General features: G+C 63.6%; 19 protein-coding genes. 7 read left to right on the top strand and 12 right to left on the bottom strand.

Annotated elements, in window-relative coordinates:
- Positions 1-17 precede the first annotated feature (17 nt).
- The 4 genes from glcE to ISG32_RS14200 form a co-directional block, all read right to left on the bottom strand.
- Entirely contained in the window at positions 18-1,160 is a 1,143-nt protein-coding gene (glcE, locus tag ISG32_RS14215) for a glycolate oxidase subunit GlcE (RefSeq protein WP_194771682.1), read from the bottom strand.
- Between the two features lie 120 nt (positions 1,161-1,280).
- A complete protein-coding gene (locus ISG32_RS14210) occupies positions 1,281-1,826 on the bottom strand; it encodes a hypothetical protein (RefSeq protein WP_194771681.1) in 546 nt (181 codons plus the stop codon).
- 21 nt (positions 1,827-1,847) lie between these two features.
- The gene (locus ISG32_RS14205; protein WP_194771680.1) at positions 1,848-2,822 is read right to left on the bottom strand and encodes an SMP-30/gluconolactonase/LRE family protein; all 975 of its coding nucleotides are present in this window, start codon (positions 2,820-2,822) and stop codon (positions 1,848-1,850) included.
- A gap of 289 nt (positions 2,823-3,111) precedes the next feature.
- Positions 3,112-4,059 carry an IS481 family transposase gene (locus tag ISG32_RS14200; protein ID WP_194771679.1) on the bottom strand — a complete coding sequence of 316 codons (948 nt, stop codon included), beginning with the start codon at positions 4,057-4,059 and terminating at the stop codon, positions 3,112-3,114.
- A 254-nt stretch (positions 4,060-4,313) separates the two neighbouring features.
- Here ISG32_RS14200 and ISG32_RS14195 point away from each other — a divergent pair, with 254 nt between their 5' ends.
- Positions 4,314-5,102 (top strand): hypothetical protein, encoded by a 789-nt coding sequence (locus ISG32_RS14195; RefSeq protein WP_194771678.1) that lies wholly within the window; start codon positions 4,314-4,316, stop codon positions 5,100-5,102.
- 462 nt (positions 5,103-5,564) lie between these two features.
- Here the strand turns inward: ISG32_RS14195 and amt are convergent, their stop codons facing one another.
- From amt to ISG32_RS14180, 3 genes are all read right to left on the bottom strand, one after another.
- Entirely contained in the window at positions 5,565-6,974 is a 1,410-nt protein-coding gene (amt, locus tag ISG32_RS14190) for an ammonium transporter (protein ID WP_194771677.1), read from the bottom strand.
- Positions 6,975-7,026: 52 nt separating this feature from the next.
- Complete coding sequence (locus tag ISG32_RS14185) at positions 7,027-7,365, bottom strand: P-II family nitrogen regulator (protein ID WP_166311021.1); 339 nt, start codon at positions 7,363-7,365, stop codon at positions 7,027-7,029.
- A 65-nt stretch (positions 7,366-7,430) separates the two neighbouring features.
- Positions 7,431-8,159, bottom strand: a complete 729-nt coding sequence (locus ISG32_RS14180) for a TorF family putative porin (protein WP_194771676.1) — start codon at positions 8,157-8,159, stop codon at positions 7,431-7,433.
- Between the two features lie 222 nt (positions 8,160-8,381).
- On the opposite strand from ISG32_RS14180, the gene ISG32_RS14175 reads away from it, so the two are divergent.
- Positions 8,382-9,941, top strand: coding sequence for a YifB family Mg chelatase-like AAA ATPase (locus tag ISG32_RS14175; RefSeq protein WP_194771675.1), 1,560 nt, complete (start codon positions 8,382-8,384; stop codon positions 9,939-9,941).
- 77 nt (positions 9,942-10,018) lie between these two features.
- On the opposite strand, the gene ISG32_RS14170 is transcribed toward ISG32_RS14175, so the two are convergent.
- From ISG32_RS14170 to ISG32_RS14155, 4 genes are all read right to left on the bottom strand, one after another.
- Positions 10,019-10,756 (bottom strand): ABC transporter ATP-binding protein, encoded by a 738-nt coding sequence (locus ISG32_RS14170; protein WP_194771885.1) that lies wholly within the window; start codon positions 10,754-10,756, stop codon positions 10,019-10,021.
- Positions 10,757-10,761: 5 nt separating this feature from the next.
- Positions 10,762-11,532, bottom strand: a complete 771-nt coding sequence (locus ISG32_RS14165) for an ABC transporter ATP-binding protein (RefSeq protein WP_194771674.1) — start codon at positions 11,530-11,532, stop codon at positions 10,762-10,764.
- Positions 11,529-13,427 (bottom strand): ABC transporter permease, encoded by a 1,899-nt coding sequence (locus ISG32_RS14160; RefSeq protein WP_194771673.1) that lies wholly within the window; start codon positions 13,425-13,427, stop codon positions 11,529-11,531. Before ISG32_RS14160 ends, ISG32_RS14165 begins: the two co-directional genes overlap by 4 nt.
- 77 nt (positions 13,428-13,504) lie before the next feature.
- Positions 13,505-14,047 carry a MarR family winged helix-turn-helix transcriptional regulator gene (locus tag ISG32_RS14155; RefSeq protein WP_194771672.1) on the bottom strand — a complete coding sequence of 181 codons (543 nt, stop codon included), beginning with the start codon at positions 14,045-14,047 and terminating at the stop codon, positions 13,505-13,507.
- 131 nt (positions 14,048-14,178) lie between these two features.
- Here ISG32_RS14155 and badH point away from each other — a divergent pair, with 131 nt between their 5' ends.
- The 4 genes from badH (at position 14,179) to aliA (ending at position 18,737) form a co-directional block, all read left to right on the top strand.
- Entirely contained in the window at positions 14,179-14,946 is a 768-nt protein-coding gene (gene badH, locus ISG32_RS14150; protein ID WP_194771671.1) for a 2-hydroxycyclohexanecarboxyl-CoA dehydrogenase, read from the top strand.
- A 28-nt stretch (positions 14,947-14,974) separates the two neighbouring features.
- On the top strand, positions 14,975-15,757 hold the full coding sequence (gene badI, locus ISG32_RS14145; protein WP_194771670.1) for a 2-ketocyclohexanecarboxyl-CoA hydrolase: 783 nt from the start codon (positions 14,975-14,977) through the stop codon (positions 15,755-15,757).
- A gap of 36 nt (positions 15,758-15,793) precedes the next feature.
- Positions 15,794-16,942, top strand: coding sequence for a cyclohexanecarboxyl-CoA dehydrogenase (gene aliB, locus ISG32_RS14140; RefSeq protein WP_194771669.1), 1,149 nt, complete (start codon positions 15,794-15,796; stop codon positions 16,940-16,942).
- A 148-nt stretch (positions 16,943-17,090) separates the two neighbouring features.
- A complete protein-coding gene (gene aliA / locus ISG32_RS14135; RefSeq protein WP_194771668.1) occupies positions 17,091-18,737 on the top strand; it encodes a cyclohexanecarboxylate-CoA ligase in 1,647 nt (548 codons plus the stop codon).
- Positions 18,738-18,946: 209 nt separating this feature from the next.
- Here the strand turns inward: aliA and ISG32_RS14130 are convergent, their stop codons facing one another.
- Entirely contained in the window at positions 18,947-20,182 is a 1,236-nt protein-coding gene (locus ISG32_RS14130; protein WP_194771667.1) for an ABC transporter substrate-binding protein, read from the bottom strand.
- Between the two features lie 213 nt (positions 20,183-20,395).
- On the opposite strand from ISG32_RS14130, the gene ISG32_RS14125 reads away from it, so the two are divergent.
- Positions 20,396-21,169, top strand: coding sequence for a ferredoxin--NADP reductase (locus ISG32_RS14125; protein WP_194771666.1), 774 nt, complete (start codon positions 20,396-20,398; stop codon positions 21,167-21,169).
- Positions 21,170-21,222: the final 53 nt, after the last annotated feature.

Raw genomic sequence — 21,222 nt, 5'->3', positions numbered from 1 at the left:
GTCTGAGGACGGTGGCTTCAGCCGCCGATGCCCATGCGATGGGGTTGGACGAAGACGCCCGCCGGATCGAAGGCCTCCTTGAGCCGTCGGCTGATGGCCAGCAGGGCGGCATCCTGCTTTGGCGACTTGCTCTCCAGACGCGGCTCCGTGCCCACTCGGAACAGGGCCGCGTGGCCGCCCGCCGCGTGCGCTGCAGCCTGCAGCGCATCGCCCGCGTCCGCAGGCGCATGCACCCAGCGCAGCCCGCCCTGCCATTCGATGAGCGGCGCCGCCACGCCCTGCGGCAAGGCCAGCACCGGCGCCGTCTGCGGAACGGACAGGCGCCACAAAGCGTGCTCCGAATGCGCCGCGCCATCGACGAACCACGGCAGCCGGTGATCGCGGCACGCATCCCAGTCGGCGGCCACATCCGCGCCGTCGTGGCGTTCGCCGCCCATGCTCACGCACGCGGCTTCCACGGCCGCTCGCGCGCCGCGCAGTCGCACAAAGAGCTGGCCACGCCCACCGTCCTGCACCCAGCAGCTCGCGTTGAGCGGCAGCGGCTGCCCGCCCCAGGCATGCAGCCGCGCGAGCGCGCTGGCCTGATCGCATTCGAAGGTCAGCGTCGTCTCGGCCACCGGCACCGGCAGCACCTTGAGACTGACCTCGGTGATCACGCCCAGCGTGCCCCACGAGCCCGCCATCAGGCGCGACACGTCGTAGCCCGCGACGTTCTTCATCACCTGCCCGCCAAAGCGCAGCAGCTCGCCCTTGCCGTTGATGATCTCGATGCCGAGCACATAGTCGCGCACGGCCCCCACGCTCGCGCGCGCCGGGCCCGACAGACCGCAAGCGACCATGCCGCCCACCGTGCCACTCGCCGCACCACCCACGGCAAAGCGTGGCGGTTCAAACGGCAGGCACTGGCCGCGCGATGCGAGCAACGCCTCCAGCTCGGCCAACGGCGTGCCCGCGCGAACGGTCACCACCAGCTCGCTGGGTTCGTAATCGACCACGCCGACATACGCACGCATGTCCAGCGGGTCCGCACGGCCAGTCGCCTGCGGAGTGCCGCCCACGAAGTCCTTGGTGCCACCGCCGCAGATGCGCAGGGCGTGGCCCGAGCGTGCGCTCTCGCGCACACGTTCGATGATCGGGGAAAGAAGCGCTGCAGATTCCATGCGGGGATGGTAGCGCCCAAGCCCGGCAATGGCCACGCCGGACTTGTGATTTTTTTGAACGGCGGATGTGAGCGATTTGGCGGTCCGCCCGCCAACCCAAGGCCTCGGTGCCTCGGTGCCTCAGCGCCGTGCGCGACGCAGGTCCTCGCGCAGCATGTTGAGCGCCAGATCGAGTTCCTTCATGAAGTAGCTGCGCGTCATCTTGCCCCGCGCCTGCCCGCGCTCCTGCGCGACGTAGACCGGCAGCGCCGCTGTCTCGCTCGCGGCCACGGCCACCTCACCTGCTTTCTCCGCCTTCTCCACCTTTTCACGCAACAGATGAATGGTGACGAAGGTACCGGCCCGCCTGGCCTCCCCCGTTGCCGCGCCCAACTGGATCAGCACCGTCGCCGCCGCGCCGCGGTCGCCCGGCGTCAGCGCCGAGTCATCGACCACCCGCACGCCCACATCCCGCAAGTAGACCGCAGTGCGTCGCGCAATCAACGCGGGAGTCACCCCGGCGGCAGTGGCAGTCTCGTCCAGCTCGGGATCGAGCAGCACCACCGCTTTGAGCCCTCGCAGCGCCTGCACATCCCGGTTCGTGATGTCCGCCTCGGCCCACACGGATGCCGCTCCCGCCGCCAACACCACCGCCAGAAAACCCTTCAACCACCTGAAAGCCCGCATGTCCACCTCCCAAAAATCCGCTCAACCACCGATCTCACACCACTGTACCGGCAGCCCCTGCGCATCCGCCGCATTCACGGCGCGGTACAGCATCTGCCCCGAAGCGGGCAGCCGTGCGATCTCCTGCGCCGAACGCCCTTGCCTCGCGGAAGCAACAAACAGCCGAGTATCGTCGCAAGCGCCGCCCAGACACGGCATGGTCGGACATTGCACGGGCGTCGCCAGCTCGGCGAGCAGCGCACCGTCGGGCGAGAAACACAGCACCCGCGCCCCTTCATACATCGCGCACCAGTAGTTGCCCCTGGCATCCACCGTGGCTCCGTCCGGCCTTCCGCCATAACCCGCCATGCCCGGCTGCCATCCCGCGGGCTTGTGCCCAAACGCCTGGAATTCACGCGGAGCCCCCACCGGCTCCAGCCGCGCATCACAGTCCCACACCCGGATCGCATGCGCGGGCGTATCGCTCCAGTACATGCGCGAGCCATCGGGCGACCACGCCAGCCCATTGGCAGTGGCCACGCCATTGAGCATCAAGCGAACGGACAATTCGAAGGCCGAGCGCAGATCCACGCAATACAAGCCCGCCACCGGCTGACGCGGCCCACTGGCAGGCTCGTGCACCGTGCCCACCCAGAACCGCCCCAGCGCATCGCACTTGCCATCATTCGCCCGCTGAGTCGTGGCATCGATCGGCAGCCGCGCCACCTCCCGCAACGCCCCACCCCAGTCTGCCGCATGGCAGACCCGGTCCCGCAGCGCCACCACCAGCCCCGCAGCCACACCCTTCACCCGCGCTGGCGCAATGCAGCCCGGCTCGGAGGGCATGTCCCACCGCTCGACCACCGCATCCCCCGGCCGCCAGCGCAACAACGCCCGCCCAGCGATATCGACCCAGTACAGCCGAGACTCCAACGGATGCCAGAACGGCGATTCGCCCAACGCCGACACTGAGCCTGGCACGGCATTCCATGAATCAAAGGAAAGAGGAATGTTCATGCAAGCATTATTTCCCACCCACCGGGCAAAGCTGTGAAATAACGGCAGGAGTGAAATGAAGCGCTTGCCAGCTCTTCTCTTCAGGTCACTTTTTCGGCAAGCGGTTTGAACGGTGCGGCGGAGCTGCAAAGTCGTTTTGAAGGGTCTCTTGGTGAATCAAGGATGTATAGACCTAGTTGGTGTGATTGGGCGATGCAACGTGACTGTCCAGACGTGACTGAACTTTTGCTATTGAGCTTCGCCTGTCGGTCAGGGACTGACAGCTACAGTCCAACTGACAGGCGCTTGTTTAGATGTAGTTTCTCAACACGTTGTTCCCCTCAATGCCAAGGCGTGTGATGGGAGGTTGATGCTCCGTAGCCGAGTGTGGTCGATGGAAGTTGTAATGATGCATCCATGGCAGCAGTTCGCTACTGCGGTGCTCTGAGCTGGGGTAGGCGAAGGCATAGGCCCATTCGCGCAGCAGCGTCTGGATAAAGCGCTCGGCCTTGCCATTGGTTCTGGGGGTGTAGGGGCGAGTTCGCACATGTTTGATGCCCAGGCGGCGCAGCAGCCTGGTAAAGCGCCTGGACTTGTAGGCCGAGCCGTTGTCGCTCATCACCCACTGGATCTTCACCCCCAGGCTTTTGTAATAACGCAGAGCCGCCAGCATGAAGGTGCAGGCGCTCTTGGCCGTCTCGTCGGCCTGCATCTGACTAAAGCCTACGCGCGAGTGATCATCTATGGCCACGTGTAGCGCCTGCCAGCCAGCGCGCGGTGTGCTCTGCGTGCGATCCCCGGTCACGCGATGTCCTGGCTTGTCAAAGCGAGCGAGCTTCTTGGTGTCGATGTGCAGCAATTCACCGGGAGATGCGCGCTCGTAACGGCGCACAGGCACCGTCTGCTGCAGTGGCGGCAGGCGCGCCACACCTGCGCCCTTGCAGGCTCGTGCCACAGTGCTTTTGGACAGGCCCACGCGCTCGGCAATGCATTCGTAGCTCAGCCGCTGGGTGCGCCGCAGGGCCACTGCCCGCTCGATCTTGCGTGCATCGCTGCGCCAGGGGCAATGCTTGGGACGAGAGCTGCGCTCAAGCAAGCCCAAAGCCCCTTCGATGGCCCAGCGGCGCTGCCATTTGCGGGCGGTACGTTCACTGACTCCTGCGGCTGCAGCAGCAGCTCTAAGCCCGATCTGAGTGATCTGGCGTACCAGATGCGCTCGACCTCGGGGCGTCAATGAGGCATTCTTGTGGCTGTTCATTCGAGGAGTCCTGAAGAAAGTTGGCCGGCTTGAGAACCTCCATCTTCCTTCACCTCGGGTGAACAACCTCTTGGGAAACTACATTTAGATACAAAAGGATGAGTACGCAACAGTGCGATCATCCGAAATCATTCGTTGTCGACATCTCAAAATGTCGTTGTTAGAATTTCATTTCGACAGTCAGTACTCCTGATTCGCAAGCGTTAATTTCCAAGTGCTCGTGTTTTTGAAATGTTTGTTCGGAGCTTTAATCAATGAATAAAGTACGAATTACAAAATTCACATTATTGATTTTAACGTCCGCAATCTTCGGAGCTTGTGGTGGTGGCAGCAATAACCCGAATCCGCCGGAGGGAAATACCGGCTTTGTGATCGGCGGAACCGTCACTGGCCTTGTGAGCGATAAGCAAATCGTTCTACAGAACAATGAAGAAGATGAACTCAAGGTTGTCCAGAACGGTAATTTCGCATTCAACAAAATCGTATTTCCTGGAGCAAATTATTCGGTCGCTGTGAAGGCTCAACCAGACGGATTGAATTGCACAGTCGATGCCGGCTCAGGCAAAGCAACCGCCGATATTGAAAATATTAAAGTGGCATGCACTCCCTCACAGGGAATAGACATTGCGCAAATTGCAGGCAACTGGGATTTGCGCGCTTCTTGCCGCACTTTTTGGAAAGGCGCATTCTATGCGCATGACACCCTTGACATTGGCATAGAAGGGAACTCGACAATTATAAAAGAAGGAGTTCGCGTCTACGAATATGACGACTGCAAGACTAAATTCTTGTTCGCCATCCAAAGTTCTGGCCCATCAACGGCTACAACACGATCCGCCTTCGTGCATGAAGGCATACCTATATTTCGTTTGTCTCTCCTTTCAGATGGATACGGTACAAGATTGCGAGTTTATTGGATGCCTCATCAGCAGAAAAATCTATGCTGGATGGAAGACGGCCTAGAGAAAACTGATGAAGCGGTCGGCAAGATGATTGTGAGCCTCCTTAACTCTCCCTCACAGTGTTACTCTCGACCAGAGTAAAAAATTTTACCGACTGACAAAATGGGGATTTGAAAAAGATTGATCTGTGCATCTTTGCGTGATCTCCGCGTGAAGCCTTGGTTCAATGTCTCCATAAACCATCGGAATGATTCGATTTTCGGGCAGTGGATTTTCACCATTGGCATTGCCACATTGGGTCGTTCAGCGCCTTTCGCAGTCCCACACCACAGCACGCAATCTGTAGGACACCCTACGAGAGCCACGCAAGCGCGAAGTTGAATTTCGTCGCAGGACTTCAAAGCGCGTTTTGATTCCTTTTTTGCACCCCAAGCAAAAAGTGAATGCTCCCGCCGGAGCAATCCGGCCTCTGTCCTCAACGTCCAGACAAAAAGAAGGCCCGCAGACTGCGGGCCCAATGGTCGGAGGAGAACAACTCGCCTATCTAGAATTTTGAAGGCAGGGACTTCATGCCACCACACGAATTCCCCGCCAGCCCCACGCTCAACGGTGATAAGCCGTTTCGCCGTGCGAAGTGATGTCCAGACCTTCGCGCTCCGCCTCTTCGCTGACACGCAGACCCACGAGCAGATCGGCCGCCTTGTACGCGATGAACGCCACCACGCCGGACCACACGATGGTGAAGATCACGCTCTTGACCTGCACCCACACTTGGTGACCCATCGCGAAGTCCGCAGGCTGCACGCCGCCGAGGCTGGGCGCAGCGAACACGCCGGTCAGGATCGCGCCGACGATGCCGCCCACGCCGTGCACGCCGAAGGCATCGAACGCGTCGTCGACCTTGAGCAGGCGCTTGAGGCCACCCACGCCCCACAGGCAGACGATGCCGCAGATCAGACCGATCACGATGGAGCCCATCGGGCCGACGAAACCGGCGGCAGGCGTCACGCCCACCAGGCCCGCCACCGCGCCGGATGCGGCACCCAGCATGGAGGCCTTGCCCTTGTGCAGCGCTTCACCGGCAATCCAGGACAGCGTCGCGGCGGCGGTGGCCAGCACCGTGTTCACGAAGGCCAGACCGGCAACGGCGTTGGCGGCACCGGCGGAACCGGCGTTGAAGCCGAACCAGCCCACCCACAGCAGCGATGCGCCCACCATGGTCAGCGTCAGGGAGTGAGGCGTGAACGCTTCCTTGCCGAAGCCCACGCGCTTGCCCACCATGTAGGCACCGACCAGACCGGCGATACCGGCGTTGATGTGCACCACGGTGCCGCCGGCGAAGTCCAGCGCGCCGTCGGCCGCCAGCAGGCCGCCGCCCCAGACGATGTGCGCCATGGGCAGGTAGCTGAAGGTGAACCAGATGGCCGAGAAGATCAGCACGGCAGCGAACTTGGCGCGTTCGGCGAACGCACCCACGATCAGCGCCACGGTGATGGCGGCGAAGGTGCCCTGGAACGCCATGAACACATATTCGGGAATCGTCGTCAACGCGCCGAAGGTCTCGAGGTTCACGCCCTTGAGGAACAGCTTGTCGAAGCCGCCGATGAACTTGCCCTCACCCGAGAACACCAGGCTGTAGCCATAGACGGCCCACAGGATGGAGACCAGCGAGAAGATCACGAACACCTGCATCAGCACGGACAGCATGTTCTTGGAGCGGCCGAGACCGCCGTAGAACAGCGCCAGGCCCGGAATGATCATCAGGATCACGAGCAGCGTGGAGGTCAGCATCCAGGCGGTGTCGCCCGAATCGATCTTGGGCGCAGGAGCTGCGGCGGCCTCAGCAGCCGGGGCTGCTGTAGCAGCAGGCGCTGCAGCGGCGGAGATGTCGGCGGGCGCCGCTGCGGTGGCTGCCACCGGCTCGGACGCCACGGGAGTCGCCTGGGCCAGCGCGGCTGAACCACCGGCCAGCAGGCTGAACCCCAGAAGGAATGAAGCAAGCAATTTTTTCATGGCGAAACTTCTTGGTGAATCTGTATAGGGATGGGCTTGGGGGCCAGGCCGCTCAGAGCGCCTCGTTGCCGGTCTCGCCGGTGCGGATGCGGATGACCTGCTCGAGGGGCGAGACAAAGATCTTCCCGTCACCGATCTTCCCGGTGCGGGCTGCCGCCTCGATGGCCTCGATGGCGCGCTCCACGATGGCGTCGTCGAGCGCCGCTTCGATCTTCACCTTGGGCAAGAAATCGACGACGTATTCAGCGCCGCGGTACAGCTCCGTGTGTCCCTTTTGACGACCGAAGCCTTTCACCTCGGTCACCGTGATGCCCTGCACGCCGATTTCGGAGAGCGCCTCGCGCACCTCATCGAGCTTGAAGGGTTTGATGATTGCAGTCACCATTTTCATTTGCGGATCCTCCGAACAGGGCGCGCCGGGCGCCCACTGACTGAATGAATTGAAACGTGGATGGGTTACAGGGTCTTGGTGATCGAGACGATCAGACGCGCCTTGTTCGCGTCACCGAAGTAGCCCTTCTTGGTCGCGCCCTGGATGGCTCCGTTGAGCACCAGACCTGAGCCGAAGTCATACGCCGCGCCCACGCTGTAGTCGACATAGTTGGGCACGCCCAGATCCTTGATGTCGCTGGCGAATCGGGTGTAGCCCACGGCGGCCTTGAGCGTGGTGTTCGGCGCGATCTCCTGAGCAAGCGCCACGTTCAGGTAGCCGGTGTTGCGGCCCTTGTTGTCCGAAGACTTGGCACCGGCCCAGCCAAAGTAGTCCTTGGAGACCGTATGCGAGTACTTCACGGTCACCGGGCCGAAGGTGCCTGCGCCGTACAGCTCGGTGGTGTTGCCGATGCTGTTGCCCGGGTAGGCATAGGTCAGCGCGCCCACGTCCCAGTCCAGACCGGCTGCCTTGAACTTGTAGCCGCCGTAGAAGTCCATTTCGATGGAGTTGCCCGAGAGCCAGTCCACGCTGGAATTCCAGTTGCCGATGTAAAAGCCGCTCTCGCCGAACGTGTAGTCGAAGCCGCCCTGGATCGCGGGATTCACGGCCTTGATGCGGTTGACGTCCTGATCCTGCCCACGGAACTTGTAGTTGGTCGTCAGCGCCACGTTGGCGGTGAGCTGCGCGCTGGCCAGAACGGGAGCGGCAGCGACGAGGGCAACGAGCAGAGACTTCAGGGAAACACGGTGCATGGGGGTCCTCCGGGAAAGTACAAGCTGTGAAATGGGTAGTTACACCCTCCAAAGCACGGACCGTGCCACCACAAAAACCGCGTGTTTGTTGAGGTATCCGGCGTGAAAAAGTTGACCGCAACCAGCTGTGCACGCGATCTCCCCGCCGGATGCACCACATTGGTGCCAAAGTAGGCGGCTTTGCGCGGTGCACCGCGCACCTCATCGGGGAGAACCGTCAGCATGAGTCTCGCTTTAGTGCAAAGCCGCGCCCTCACGGGTCTGCAGGCCATGCCGGTCACCGTCGAGGTGCATCTGGCCAACGGGCTTCCGAGCTTCACGCTCGTGGGCCTGGCCGACGTCGAGGTGAAGGAGGCGCGCGAGCGGGTGCGCTCGGCGCTGCAGAACTCGGGGCTCGAATTCCCGGGCAACAAGAAGATCACCGTAAACCTCGCGCCCGCCGATCTGCCCAAGGATTCGGGGCGCTTCGATCTGCCGATCGCCATGGGCATCCTCGCGGCCAGCGGCCAGATCGACGGCAGCCGCTTTGCGGGCTACGAGTTCGCGGGCGAGCTGTCGCTCTCGGGCGCGCTCAGGCCGGTGCGCGGAGCGCTCGCCACGGGCCTGGCGATCCGCGCGCAATCGTCCCAAGCGCCTGACCTGCGCCAGGTGCTGCCGCCGGGCAGCGCCGAAGAGGCCGCTCTCGTGCCCGATGCGCAGATCTACCGCGCAGCGCATCTGCTCGACGTCGTCCAGCACTTTCTGCCCGCCGATGCACACACACGCGCCGACGGTGATGCCGATGCCGACACCCCCGCGATGCAGCTCATGCGCCCGCGCGACACCGCGCCGCAGGAAACCGGCCCCGACCTCGCCGACGTGAAGGGCCAGATCGCCGCCAAGCGCGCCATGGAGATCGCAGCGGCCGGAATGCACGGCATGCTGTTCGTCGGCCCTCCGGGATCGGGCAAGTCCATGCTGGCGCAGCGCTTTGCCGGCCTGCTGCCGCCGATGTCGCTCGAGCAGGCGCTGGAGAGCGCCGCCATCGCGAGCCTCGCGGGCCGGTTCACCCCCGAGGAATGGATGCGGCGGCGCACCAGCCATCCGCACCACACCTGCAGCGCCGTCGCGCTGGTGGGCGGGGGATCGCCGCCCCGGCCCGGCGAAATTTCGCTGGCGCACGAGGGCGTGCTGTTTCTGGACGAGTTTCCCGAGTTCAGCCGCAACGCGCTCGAGGCGCTGCGCGAGCCGCTCGAGACCGGCACCATCACCATCGCGCGCGCGGCGCAGCGTGCCGAATTTCCGGCGCGCTTCACGTTGGTGGCGGCGATGAATCCCTGCCCCTGCGGCTATCTCGGCTCGCAGCAACGCCACTGCCGCTGTTCGCCCGAGCAGATCGCGCGTTATCAGGCCAAGCTCAGCGGCCCGCTGCTCGACCGCATCGACCTGCACGTGGAAGTGCCCGCCCTGCCGCCCGAGGAGCTGATCAACGCGCCCGCTGGCGAGAGCACCGCCGCGATGCGCGAGCGCATCACGCAGGCGGCGGCCCGCGCTTTTGCGCGCCAGGGCTGCGCCAACCAGCGGCTGCAGGGCCGCGACATCGACCGGCATGCGCAGCTCGACGAGGCCGCCGCGCGCTTTCTGCAGACGGCCGCCACGCGCCTCGGCTGGTCGGCGCGCAGCACGCACCGTGCACTGAAGGTGGCGCGCACGATTGCCGATCTGGCGGGCAGCGACCGGATCAGCGCCGCCCACATCGCCGAAGCGATGCAGTACCGGCGTGGGCTCTCGTCCATGAAATGACGCTCACGCCGCACGAGTGATGTCGGCCGTTTCTTCAGACGCTTTCAGCCCCGAAGGGATGAGCCCGGTGGCGTGCATCAAACTCCCAGATACTGCCTGCGCACCTGCGCATCCGAGGCCAGTTCCTGCATCGTCGACTGGTGCACGATCTGGCCTTTTTCAAGGATGAACGCGCGGTCGGCAACGACCTGCGCGAAGGGCAGGTTCTGCTCGCTGAGCAGAATGCCCACGCCCTGCCGCTTGAGCTCGAGAATAGAGCGCGCCATCTGCTCGACGATCAGCGGAGCGACGCCTTCCGAGGGCTCGTCGAGCAGCACCAGATACGGCTGACCCATGAGCGTGCGCGCGACGGTCAGCATCTGCTGCTCGCCACCGCTCATCGCGCCACCGGGACGGTCGGGCATCTCGCCGAGATTGGGAAAAAGCTGAAACAGCGACTCGGGCGTCCAGCGCACCACGGGCGTACCGTCGGGCCACTGGCGCGGCTTCTGGCGGCCGACCTCGAGGTTCTCAAGCACCGTGAGCTCGGTGAAAATGCGCCGGTCTTCGGGCACAAATCCAAGCCCGCGCTGCGCGATCTGGTGCGAAGCCTTGCGCGAAATGTCCTCGCCCATGAAACGGATCACGCCTTCGCGCCTGTCCACCAGCGCGGCGATCGCCTTGAGCGTCGTCGACTTGCCCGCGCCGTTGCGCCCCATGAGCGCGACCACCTCGCCACGACGCACGGACAGCGCCACGTCAAACAGGATCTGCGCCGCGCCGTACCAGGCATTGAGGCCACTCACGTCGAGCAACAGATCTGCGGAGTTCTTCATCTCGCTCATGCGTTCTTCTCCAGCACCAGACCGGTTCCCAGATAGGCCTGCTGCACGCGCTCGTCGTCGCGGATCTGCTGCGGCGTACCTTCCGCCAGCAGCTTGCCGCGCACCAGCACCGCCACGCGGTCGGCCTGGCCGAACACCACGTCCATGCTGTGCTCGGTGAACAGCACGCCCATCTGCCGCTCCTGCGCGATGCGGCGCGTGAGCTGCATGAGCGCCACCCGCTCGGCGGGCGCCATGCCGGCGGTGGGCTCGTCCATCAGCAGCAGCTTCGGGGTATGCGCCAGCGCCATGGCCAGCTCCACGCGCTTCACGTCGCCGTAGGCAAGCTCGCTGCAGGCCCGATCGGCCTGCTCGGCCATGCCCACGCTGTCCAGCAAGGCCAGCGCATCGGCGCGGCGATGCGATCCGGCGCGCGGCCAGAACTGCCAGATGCGCCGGTCGGCCGACAACAGCGCCATCTGCACGTTCTCGATGACGGTGAACGATGCGAAGGTCTGCGCGATCTGGAAGGTGCGCCCCACGCCCTTGCGCCAGATCTGGCGCGGCGCCAGGCCCGCGATGTTCTCGCCGCCGAGCAGCACGTGGCCACTGTCGGGCGCGAGCTGGCCGCCCACCATGTTGAAGGTCGTGGTCTTGCCCGCGCCATTCGGCCCGATCAGCGCAAGCAGTTCACCCGCGCGCACCGAGAACGACACCTCGCGCACCGCCTTCACGCCGCCAAAGGATTTGGAGAGCTGCTCGATCTGCAGCAATGCGACACCGCTCATGCGCGCACCTCCTTGCGAGCTGCAAAACGAGCGAACAGCGCCTGCGCGAATCCCGCAATGCCCTGCGGAAACAGCAGCACCAGCGCCAGCATGATCACGCCAAGCAGGCCGCGCCAGTACTCGGTGTTGCGCGCCACGGTGTCATGCAGCCAGGTGAACGCCGCAGCGCCCACCACCGGCCCGGCCAACGTCTGCACGCCGCCGAGCAGCACCATCACGAGCGCATCGACCGACTTGGTGACCGAGAGCGCATCGGGCGCGACGCTGCCCTTGGAAAACACGAACAGCGCACCCGCCAGCCCCGCAAACAATCCCGCGATCACGAACGCCGCCCACTGCACGCGCCGCACGTCAATGCCGATGGCGTCGGCGCGCAAGGCCGAATCACGCCCCGCGCGCAGCGCAAACCCGAGCGGCGAAAACAGCATGCGGCGCAGCACATAAACGCCCGCTGCGCACACGGCAAGCGCCAGCCAGTAGAACACCGCACCATGCGCCGCCCATTCCGACGGCCACACTCCGGTGAGCCCGTTGCTGCCGCCGGTGAAGTCGTCCCACTGGAACACGATGGCCCAGCTGATCTGCGCGAACGCAAGCGTGAGCATGGTGAGGTACACACCGGAGAGCCGCACGCAGAACCAGCCATAGAGCAATGCGCCCGCAGCCGCCACCAGCGGGCCGAGCACCAGAGCCGCCTCCATCGGCAAATCAAGCTGGCGCACCAGCAGCGCGGCGCCATACGCGCCCAGACCAAAATACGCCGCATGGCCAAACGAATGCATGCCGCCCGGTCCAAGAATGAAATGCAGGCTCGCCGCGAACAGCGCGGCAATCGCCATGTCGGTAACCAGCACGACCGCATAGCTCTCCTGCCCCGCCACGAGCGGCAGGCCGAACAGCATCAGCAGCAACGCGATCCATGCGGCCGTCGCGCCATGCCCCGCCATGCGCAGCGGCGCTTCGATGGCCGTCGCATTGCGCGCCAGCGACTGCGGCTTGCCCATCAGCCCCCAAGGACGCCAGACCAGCACCGCGGCCATCACCAGAAACTCGACCACCAGCGTGAGCTTGGAAAAAGAAATCTCCACCCCGCCGATCTCCTGCAGCCCCAGCCAGATGCACACCGCCTTGAGCTCGGCGATCACCAGCGCAGCGACGAACGCTCCCGGAATGCTGCCCATGCCACCGACCACCACCACCACGAACGCCGCGCCGATGGTCAGCATGTCCATCTCCAGACTCGCCGGCTCGCGCGGCAACTGCAGCGCACCACCCAGCCCCGCGAGCAACGTGCCGAGCGCAAACACCGCCGTGAAGAGCCACGCCTGGTTCACCCCGAGCGCGCCCACCATCTCGCGATCCTGTGTCGCGGCGCGCACCAGCGTGCCGAAGCGCGTTTTGGTGAGCAGCACATGCAGCGCCAGCAGCACCAGTGGGCCCACCGCGATCAGCAGCAGGTCATAGCTCGGGAACTGCCGCCCGAGAATCTCCACCGCGCCATCCAGCCCCTCGGCACGCGGCCCGAACAGCTCCTCCGGCCCCCAGATCCACAGCGCCGCATCCTTGATCACCAGCACCAGCGCAAACGTCGCCAGCAACTGGAACAGCTGCGGCGCGCCATAGATGCGCCGCAGCAGCAGGATCTCGGTGAGCGCCCCGAGCACTCCGCACGCGAGCGGCGCCAGCAGCAGCGCCGGCCAGAACCCGATGTGCGGCGCAAGCACATCCACGCTCGAATAGGCGATGAACGCCCCCAGCATGAAGAACGAGCCATGCGCGAAATTGATGCAGCGCGTGACCCCGAAGATCAGCGACAGCCCCACGGACACCAGAAACAGCGACGACGCGCTGGCGAGGCCATTGAGCAGCTGCGCAAGCAGGCCGGATGCGCTCATTCTGTGAAGCTCCTGCTACGGTTCACTGGGCGATGTCCTTGGGTTGCGTGGGGGATGGGATGTGCGAAGCCACGATGTTACTTGGCCTGCGCAGTGTCATTGGCCTCGGTGTCGTCGTCCGTTCCGCTGCTCCGGTCAATGGTCTGCATGTTGTCGAGCAGCTTGAGCAGATAGTGCAGCAGATGCGTGCGATCACCCACCGAGAACTCGGCCAGCGCCTGATCGTAGTAACGCTGGATATTGGCCTGCGCCTCCTCGCGCCAGATGCGCCCGCCGGTCACCGTCATCCGCACCAGACGCGAGCGGCGGTCCTGCGGATCGGCCACCAGCTCCACATGACCATCACGCTCCATGCGTCCGACGAGGCCCGAGAGATTCTGCCGACTCACCATCAGATAGCGCGCCAACTCCCCGACGCCCATGCCGCGCTCGGCATCGCGCCGCGAAAGCGCCCCCAGCACCGCCCACTGCTGAGTGGTCAGCCCCTGCTCCTCCACCGCTCTGCTGCCGGTTTTATGCAACATGTTTGCACATTGATAGAGCTTAAAGAAAATCCTGTTGGCCAACTCACGGGCCACTGCTTGCGTCTTATCTGATGTTGTTTCTTTAGGTTTATCCATGGCAACTCGTTTCAATTCAGGAATTGTCGACGCGGTCCTGCAGGTCTAATATATATGACAACATATTTACTTAAATGGCCAACCAAATATGCAACCAACACCATGGCTGCACCCACACTTGAGGAACTCAGATGCAAGGACTGAAAGACAAAACCATCATTGTGACGGGCGGCGGCGGCGGCATCGGCGGCGCGGCCTGCGAACGTCTCGCCAAAGAAGGCGCCAAAGTGGCGGTGCTTGACCGCGACCTTGGCGCCGCCGAGAAGACGCTGGAGCGCATTCTGCAAAGCGGCGGCAAAGGGATTGCGCTTGCCTGCGACATCACCGACCGCAGCGCCGTCGATGCAGCGCTGCAGGCTGTCGAACAGCGTCTCGGCCCGGTCGATGTGCTGGTGAACAACGCGGGATGGGACATCTTCAAGCCCTTCACCCAGACCAATGCCCAGGAATGGGAACGGTTGATCGCCATCAACCTCGTCGGCGCGCTGCACATGCACCACGCCGTGCTGCCCGGCATGGTTGCACGCAAGGCGGGGCGCATCGTCAACGTCGCCTCCGACGCGGCGCGCGTGGGCTCATCGGGCGAGGCGGTATACGCCGCCTGCAAGGGCGGGCTGGTGTCGTTCTCCAAGACCATCGCGCGCGAGCATGCGCGCCACGGCATCACCGTGAACGTGGTCTGCCCGGGGCCGACGGAAACCGCATTGTTCGCCAACTTTGCCGATGCCGCGCCCAATCCCGACAAGCTGCGCGAGTCCTTCACGCGCGCCATTCCGCTCGGCCGCCTTGGCCTCGCGCAAGACCTGGTCGGCGCCATCAGCTTCTTCGCCAGCGACGACTCCGCGTTCATCACCGGGCAGGTGCTCAGCGTCTCGGGCGGCCTGACCATGAACGGCTGATTCACTCATCCACCAACGGAGAACCTCCATGAATTTCGAAGACATTCTTTACGAAGTGCGCAACGGCGTGGCCTGGATCACCATCAATCGCCCCGACAAGATGAACGCGTTTCGCGGAACCACCTGCGATGAGCTCATCAAGGCGTTGAACAAGGCGGGCTACGACCGTTCGGTCGGCTGCATCGTGCTCGCCGGCGCGGGCGAAAAAGCGTTCTGCACCGGCGGCGACCAATCCGCCCACGATGGCAACTACGACGGGCGCGGCACCATCGGCCTGCCCATGGAAGAGCTGCACACCGCGCTGCGCGACGTGCCCAAACCGGTGATCGCGCGCGTGCAGGGCTATGCCATTGGTGGCGGCAATGTGCTGTGCACGATCTGCGACCTGACGATCTGCTCCGAAAAAGCGGTGTTCGGCCAGGTGGGGCCGAAGATGGGCTCGGTCGACCCCGGATACGGCACGGCCTTTCTCGCCCGCGTCGTCGGCGAGAAGAAGGCGCGCGAGATCTGGTATCTCAACCGCCGGTACAGCGGCCAGGAAGCGGTGGCCATGGGTTTGGCAAACCTCTGCGTGCCGCCCGACAAGCTCGACGAGACCGTACAGCAATGGGCCGAGGAAATCTGCGAGCGCAGCCCCACGGCCATCGCGATCGCCAAGCGCAGTTTCAACATGGACACCGCACATCAGGCCGGCATTGCAGGCATGGGCATGTATGCGCTCAAGCTCTATTACGACACCGACGAGTCGCGCGAGGGCGTGGCGGCGCTCAAGGAAAAACGCAAGCCCGAATTCCGCAAGCACGCCAAGTGACGCCGCAACCACCCTTTTCACTCAGCCGAGGTCGTGATGAATCCGTATCTCAACGAAGATCTGCAGACACTTGCCGAGCACGCCAGGCGCTTTGCCACCGGCCGGGTCGCCCCTGGTTTCCTGGAGCGTGACCGCACGCGCGTGCTCGACCGCGGGCTGATGCGCGAGATGGGGCAAATGGGCTTCATCGCCCCGGAGCTGCCCGAAGCCATCGGCGGCCAGGGCATGGGATGTCTTGCCGCCGGAGTCATTCACGAGACGATTGCGGCCGCGGACCTGTCGATCAGCTACATCAACCTGCTGGCCTCGCTCAACGGGCAGATTCTCGCGGAACATGGACAGCCGCACGTGGCGCGGCCCTGGCTGGAGCGACTCACCCAAGGCGATGCACTGATCGCCATCGCGCTGACCGAGCCGCGCGGCGGATCGGACGCCGCCAACCTGCGGCTGCGTGTGGAGCGCATGGGCGACGAGTACGTGATCAACGGCGAGAAGACCTCGATCTCCGCCGCCGACCAGGCCGACGCCGTCATCGTTTTCGGCCGCACCGGCAGCATCGAATCCGGCGCGCATGGCGTGACCGCGCTGCTCGTTCCCTGCGACGCGCCGGGCCTCACCCGCAGCCGCTTCGACTGCCACGGCCAGCGCGCCATTGGTCGCGGCTCCCTGTTCTTCGAGAACGTCCGCGTCCCCGTCGATCACCGGCTTGGCGACGAGAACAAGGGCTTTGTGCAGGTCATGCAGGGCTTTGATTTCTCGCGCGCACTGATCGGCCTGCAGGTACTGAGCGTGGCACGTGCTTCACTCGACGAAAGCTGGGAATACGCGGCGCAGCGCGAGGCCTTCGGCCAGCCACTCAGCGCGTTCCAGGGCGTCAGCCATCCGCTGGCGGACTTCGATACACAAGTGACCGCAGCGCGCCTGCTGTGCCTGCAGTCGTTATGGCTCAAGGACCACAACCTGCCTCACAGCGTCGAGGCAGCCATGTGCAAATGGTGGGCGCCCAAGCTCGCCTATGACGCGATCCACCAGTGCCTGCTCACGCACGGGCATGGCGGGTACGACCGCGGAGTCATCGAGCAGCGCCTGCGAGACGTGCTCGGCTTCCAGATTGGCGATGGCACGGCGCAGATCATGAAGACCATCATCTCCCGCACGCGAGCGGGCAGAAAAGCCGTTGGGTAACTGTGGATCACCCCTGAGGCGCTTTGCACCTTCCCCCTTGCGCGGCGGCCCTCGCCTGGGCCGCGCCCGGTGAACGCGCCATGAACAACCAACGTATTCGTTTTCGATTGCGACAGCGTTCCCTGTATTCACAAAGAGGAGACAAGCCATGGAGTTCGATGCCGTTTTGTTGCCCCGCCGCCGTGCCCGCATGCTGGAGCAAAAGCTCTGGCACGAGCGCACGATCAACGATGCGCTGGACGCCTGCGCCACCGCGCACGCGGACAAGCTGGCGCTCACGGCGCTGCGGGTGGAGACCGGCGAGCGCACACAGTTCAGCTATCGCGAACTTGCGCGCATGGCGGATCGCATTGCGGTGGGGCTGCACAGACTCGGCGTGCGCAAGGGCGATGTGGTCGCTGGCCAATTGCCCAACTGGTGGCAATTCACGCTCATCCATCTGGCCTGCTCGCGCATCGGCGCGGTGATGAATCCGCTCATGCACATCTTCCGCGAGCGCGAACTGTCATTCATGCTCGCGCACGGCGCCGCCAAGGTGTTCATCGTACCGAGACAGTTTCGCGGCCACGATTTCGAGTCGATGGCCAACGGACTCAAGGCCCAATTGCCGCTGCTGCGACACATCGTGGTGGTCGATGGTCAGGGCGAGAACAGTTTCGACGCGCTGCTCGCCGCGCCGCCATGGGAGCGAGAACCTGATGCGCCGGCCATTCTCACCGGTTCGCGTCCGGCGCCCGACGATGTCACCCAGCTCATCTACACCTCGGGCACGACGGGCGAGCCCAAGGGCGTGCAGCACACGGCCAATACGCTGATCTCCAACATCATCCCTTATGCGGACCGCCTGCATCTGGGCGCCGACGACATGGTGCTGATGGCCTCGCCCATGGCGCACCAGACCGGCTTCATGTACGGCCTGATGATGCCCATCCTGCTGCAGGCAAGCGCCGTGCTCCAGGACATCTGGGACGCGCCGAAAGCCATCGCCCTCATCCGCGAGCAAGGCGTGACGTTCACCATGGCCTCGACGCCGTTCCTCAGCGATCTCTCCAAGGCGGTCGTGGCCGACGGTGGCGGCATTCCAAGTCTGCGAACCTTCCTGAGCGCCGGCGCTCCCTTGCCCGGCGCACTCGTGGAACAGGCAAGAAGCGCGCTCGGCGCCAAGATCATCTCTGCATGGGGCATGACGGAAAACGGCGCCGTCACCACCACGCTTCCCGAAGACGACGACCAGCGCGCGGTGCAGACCGACGGCCGCCCCCTTCCCGGCGTCGAAATCCGCATCGTGGACATCGATGACACCTGCTTGCCAGCAGGCCAGGAAGGCAAGCTCATGCTGCGCTCGTGCTCCAACTTCGGCGGCTATCTGAAGCGCCCGCACCTCAACGCCACCGACGCCGACGACTGGTTCGACACCGGCGATCTGGCCCGCATGGATGCTGAAGGCTACATTCGCATCACCGGCCGCAGCAAGGACGTGATCATTCGCGGCGGCGAAAACATTCCCGTGGTCGAGATCGAATCACTGCTCTACCGCCACCCTGACATCCAGCACGCAGCCATCGTCGCCTACGCCGACGCACGCCTCGGCGAACGAGCCTGCGCCGTCGTTGTACCGCGCGAAGGCGCAACGCTGAACCTGGAAGACCTGCGCATCTTTTTGCAAAACGAACGCGTGGCGCTGCAATACATTCCCGAGCGCCTGCACATCGTCACGCAAATGCCGGCGACTCCCTCAGGAAAGATCCAGAAGTTCAAACTCAGAGAATGGATCCAAGGCCAAAACGCGACCTGACCCCGGCACGAGCGCAGCGACGTGCCGCCAACACCTCTTCAAAACTGATTTCCGGCGGTTGTCCGAGCGGAGCGACGCAGTCGCGCAGCGAGTTCCGCCGGAGGACTTCAAAGCGCGGTTTTGATTACTTTTTGCGCGCAAGCAAAAAGTGATTGCCCCGCCGGGGGCAGTCCCGGCCTCCGCCCTCACCACTCCAGCAGGCACAAAAATCAGTTAGCCGCAGCAGGCCGCAACTTCTTCACTTCGTCATCCGAAGGCTGAAAGTCCTTCCCATCCGCATAGTGATAGTTCACCAGCACACCCCGCCCCAGCTTGGCGTCGTAGGCCGTCTTCCCGATGTAGGCCCCCATCGTCGACTGATGATCCTGCGCGCGATAGGTGATGCGACCGAACGGCGTATCCACCTCCAGCCCCTTGAACGCCTCCACCAGCTTGGCGGTCTCTCCGCTGCCCCCGGTCTTGCGCAGACCTGCGGCGATGGACTGGATCGCGTTGTAGCCGACGATGGTGCCCAGACGCGGATAGTCCTTGTACTTGGCCTGGTAGGCCTTGAGGAAGGCCGTGTGCTCGGGAGTGGCGATCGAATACCAGGGGTAGCCGGTCACCGTCCAGCCGACGGGTGCCTCTTTTTTGAGCGGATCGAGGTATTCCGGCTCGGCGGTGAGCAGGCCCACCACCTCACGGCCCTTGAACAGACCGCGCGTGTTGCCTTCTCGCACGAACTTACCCATATCGGTCGCGAAAAGCACGTTGAAGATCGCATCCGGCTTGGAGTCCGCCAGCGCCTGCACGACGCTGCCCGCATCGATCTTGCCCAGTGCCGGGGCCTGTTCGGCGACGAATTCGATGTCCGGTTGCTTTTCCTTCATGAGCTTCTTGAAGGTGGCGACCGCAGATTGTCCGTATTCGTAGTTTGGATAGACAATTGCCCAGCGTTTCTTGTTGAGCTTGACGGCCTCGGGCACGAGCATGCTGACCTGCATGTAGGTCGAGGCGCGCAGGCGGTAGGTATAGGCATTGCCGTCGGCCCAGACGATCTTGTCGGTCAGCGGCTCGGAGGCAAGGAAGAAGCGCTGCTTCTGCTTGGCGTAGTCGGTGAGCGCCAGCCCCACGTGGGACAGAAAGCTGCCGGTGAGCACGTCGATCTTCTCGCGCGCATAGAGCTCTTCAGCGGCGCGCACCGCATCCGCCGGGTTGCCGTTGTCGTCGCGGACGATGAGCTGCAGCTTCTTGCCGGCCACGCCACCGGCCTTGTTGACCTGCTCCACGGCCAGCTCCATGCCCTTTCTGTAGGGCTCGAGGAAGGCGGGCTGGGCCTTGTAGCTATTGATTTCACCGATCTTGATGACCTCGGCGGCATAGGAATGCGATGCCAGCACACAGGCCGCGAGCGGAAGCGACACCCGCCATTTCGACCATTTTTGCAAGCTATTGACCGTAGTCATCGTCATTCTCCTTATCACTAATTGATCTCAAAACAAGGCCTTGCAATGTACCCGGAAGTTGGTATTTATCCGAAAATAACGTTGTAATCAGTCCGCGAGGTCCACTGCCAAGAGCCAGGCAACCAGTTTTACCCAAGCTCTCAGTTTCCAAGCGTGTTTTTATCGGCAGGCATCGTTTTTTTCCTGCCCCTGTTTATTCGCTATCCAACGAACATGAGTGCATTTCTCGAAGAAACCGTCCTCTCGGTACACCACTGGACGGACCGCCTTTTCTCCTTCACCACCACCCGCGACACGTCGCTGCGTTTCTCCAACGGCCATTTCACCATGATCGGCCTGAAGGTGGACGGCAAGAATCTGCTGCGCGCCTACTCCATCGCCAGCCCGAACTACGAAGAGCACCTCGAGTTCCTGTCGATCAAGGTGCCCAACGGCCCGCTCACGTCGAAGCTGCAGAACATCAAGGTCGGTGACACCGTCATCGTCGGCAAGAAGCCCACCGGCACGCTGCTGATCGACTACCTGCTGCCCGGCAAGAACCTGTACCTGATCGGCACCGGCACCGGCCTCGCCCCCTGGCTGGCCGTGGCGCGCGATCCTGAGACCTACGAGCAGTACGAAAAGGTGGTGGTGGTGCACGGCGTGCGTCACGCCAACGAACTGGCCTATCAGGACCTGTTCGAGAAGGAACTGCCCCAGCACGAATTCCTCGGCGACATCGTCCGCGACAAGCTGATCTACTACCCCACGGTGACCCGTGAGGAGTTCCGCAACCACGGCCGCATCTCCACGCAGATCAATGAAGGCAAGTTCCCCCAGAACATCGGCCTGCCCGATCTGAACCCCGAAACCGACCGCGTCATGCTCTGCGGCAGCCCGGCCATGCTGTCCGAACTGAAGGAACTGCTCGAGAAGCGCGGTTTCAAGGAAGGCAACACCACCACGCCCGGCGACTTCGTGATCGAACGCGCGTTCGTCGAGAAATAAGCCGACCCGCCGCTCCAACAAAAAGCGCCGCAAATACGGCGCTTTTTTCATTG

Origin of the sequence: Diaphorobacter caeni, from assembly GCF_015354245.1 — a bacterium.
Taxonomy (GTDB): domain Bacteria; phylum Pseudomonadota; class Gammaproteobacteria; order Burkholderiales; family Burkholderiaceae_C; genus Diaphorobacter_A; species Diaphorobacter_A caeni.
This window is presented reverse-complemented; position numbering and strand designations above follow the sequence as displayed.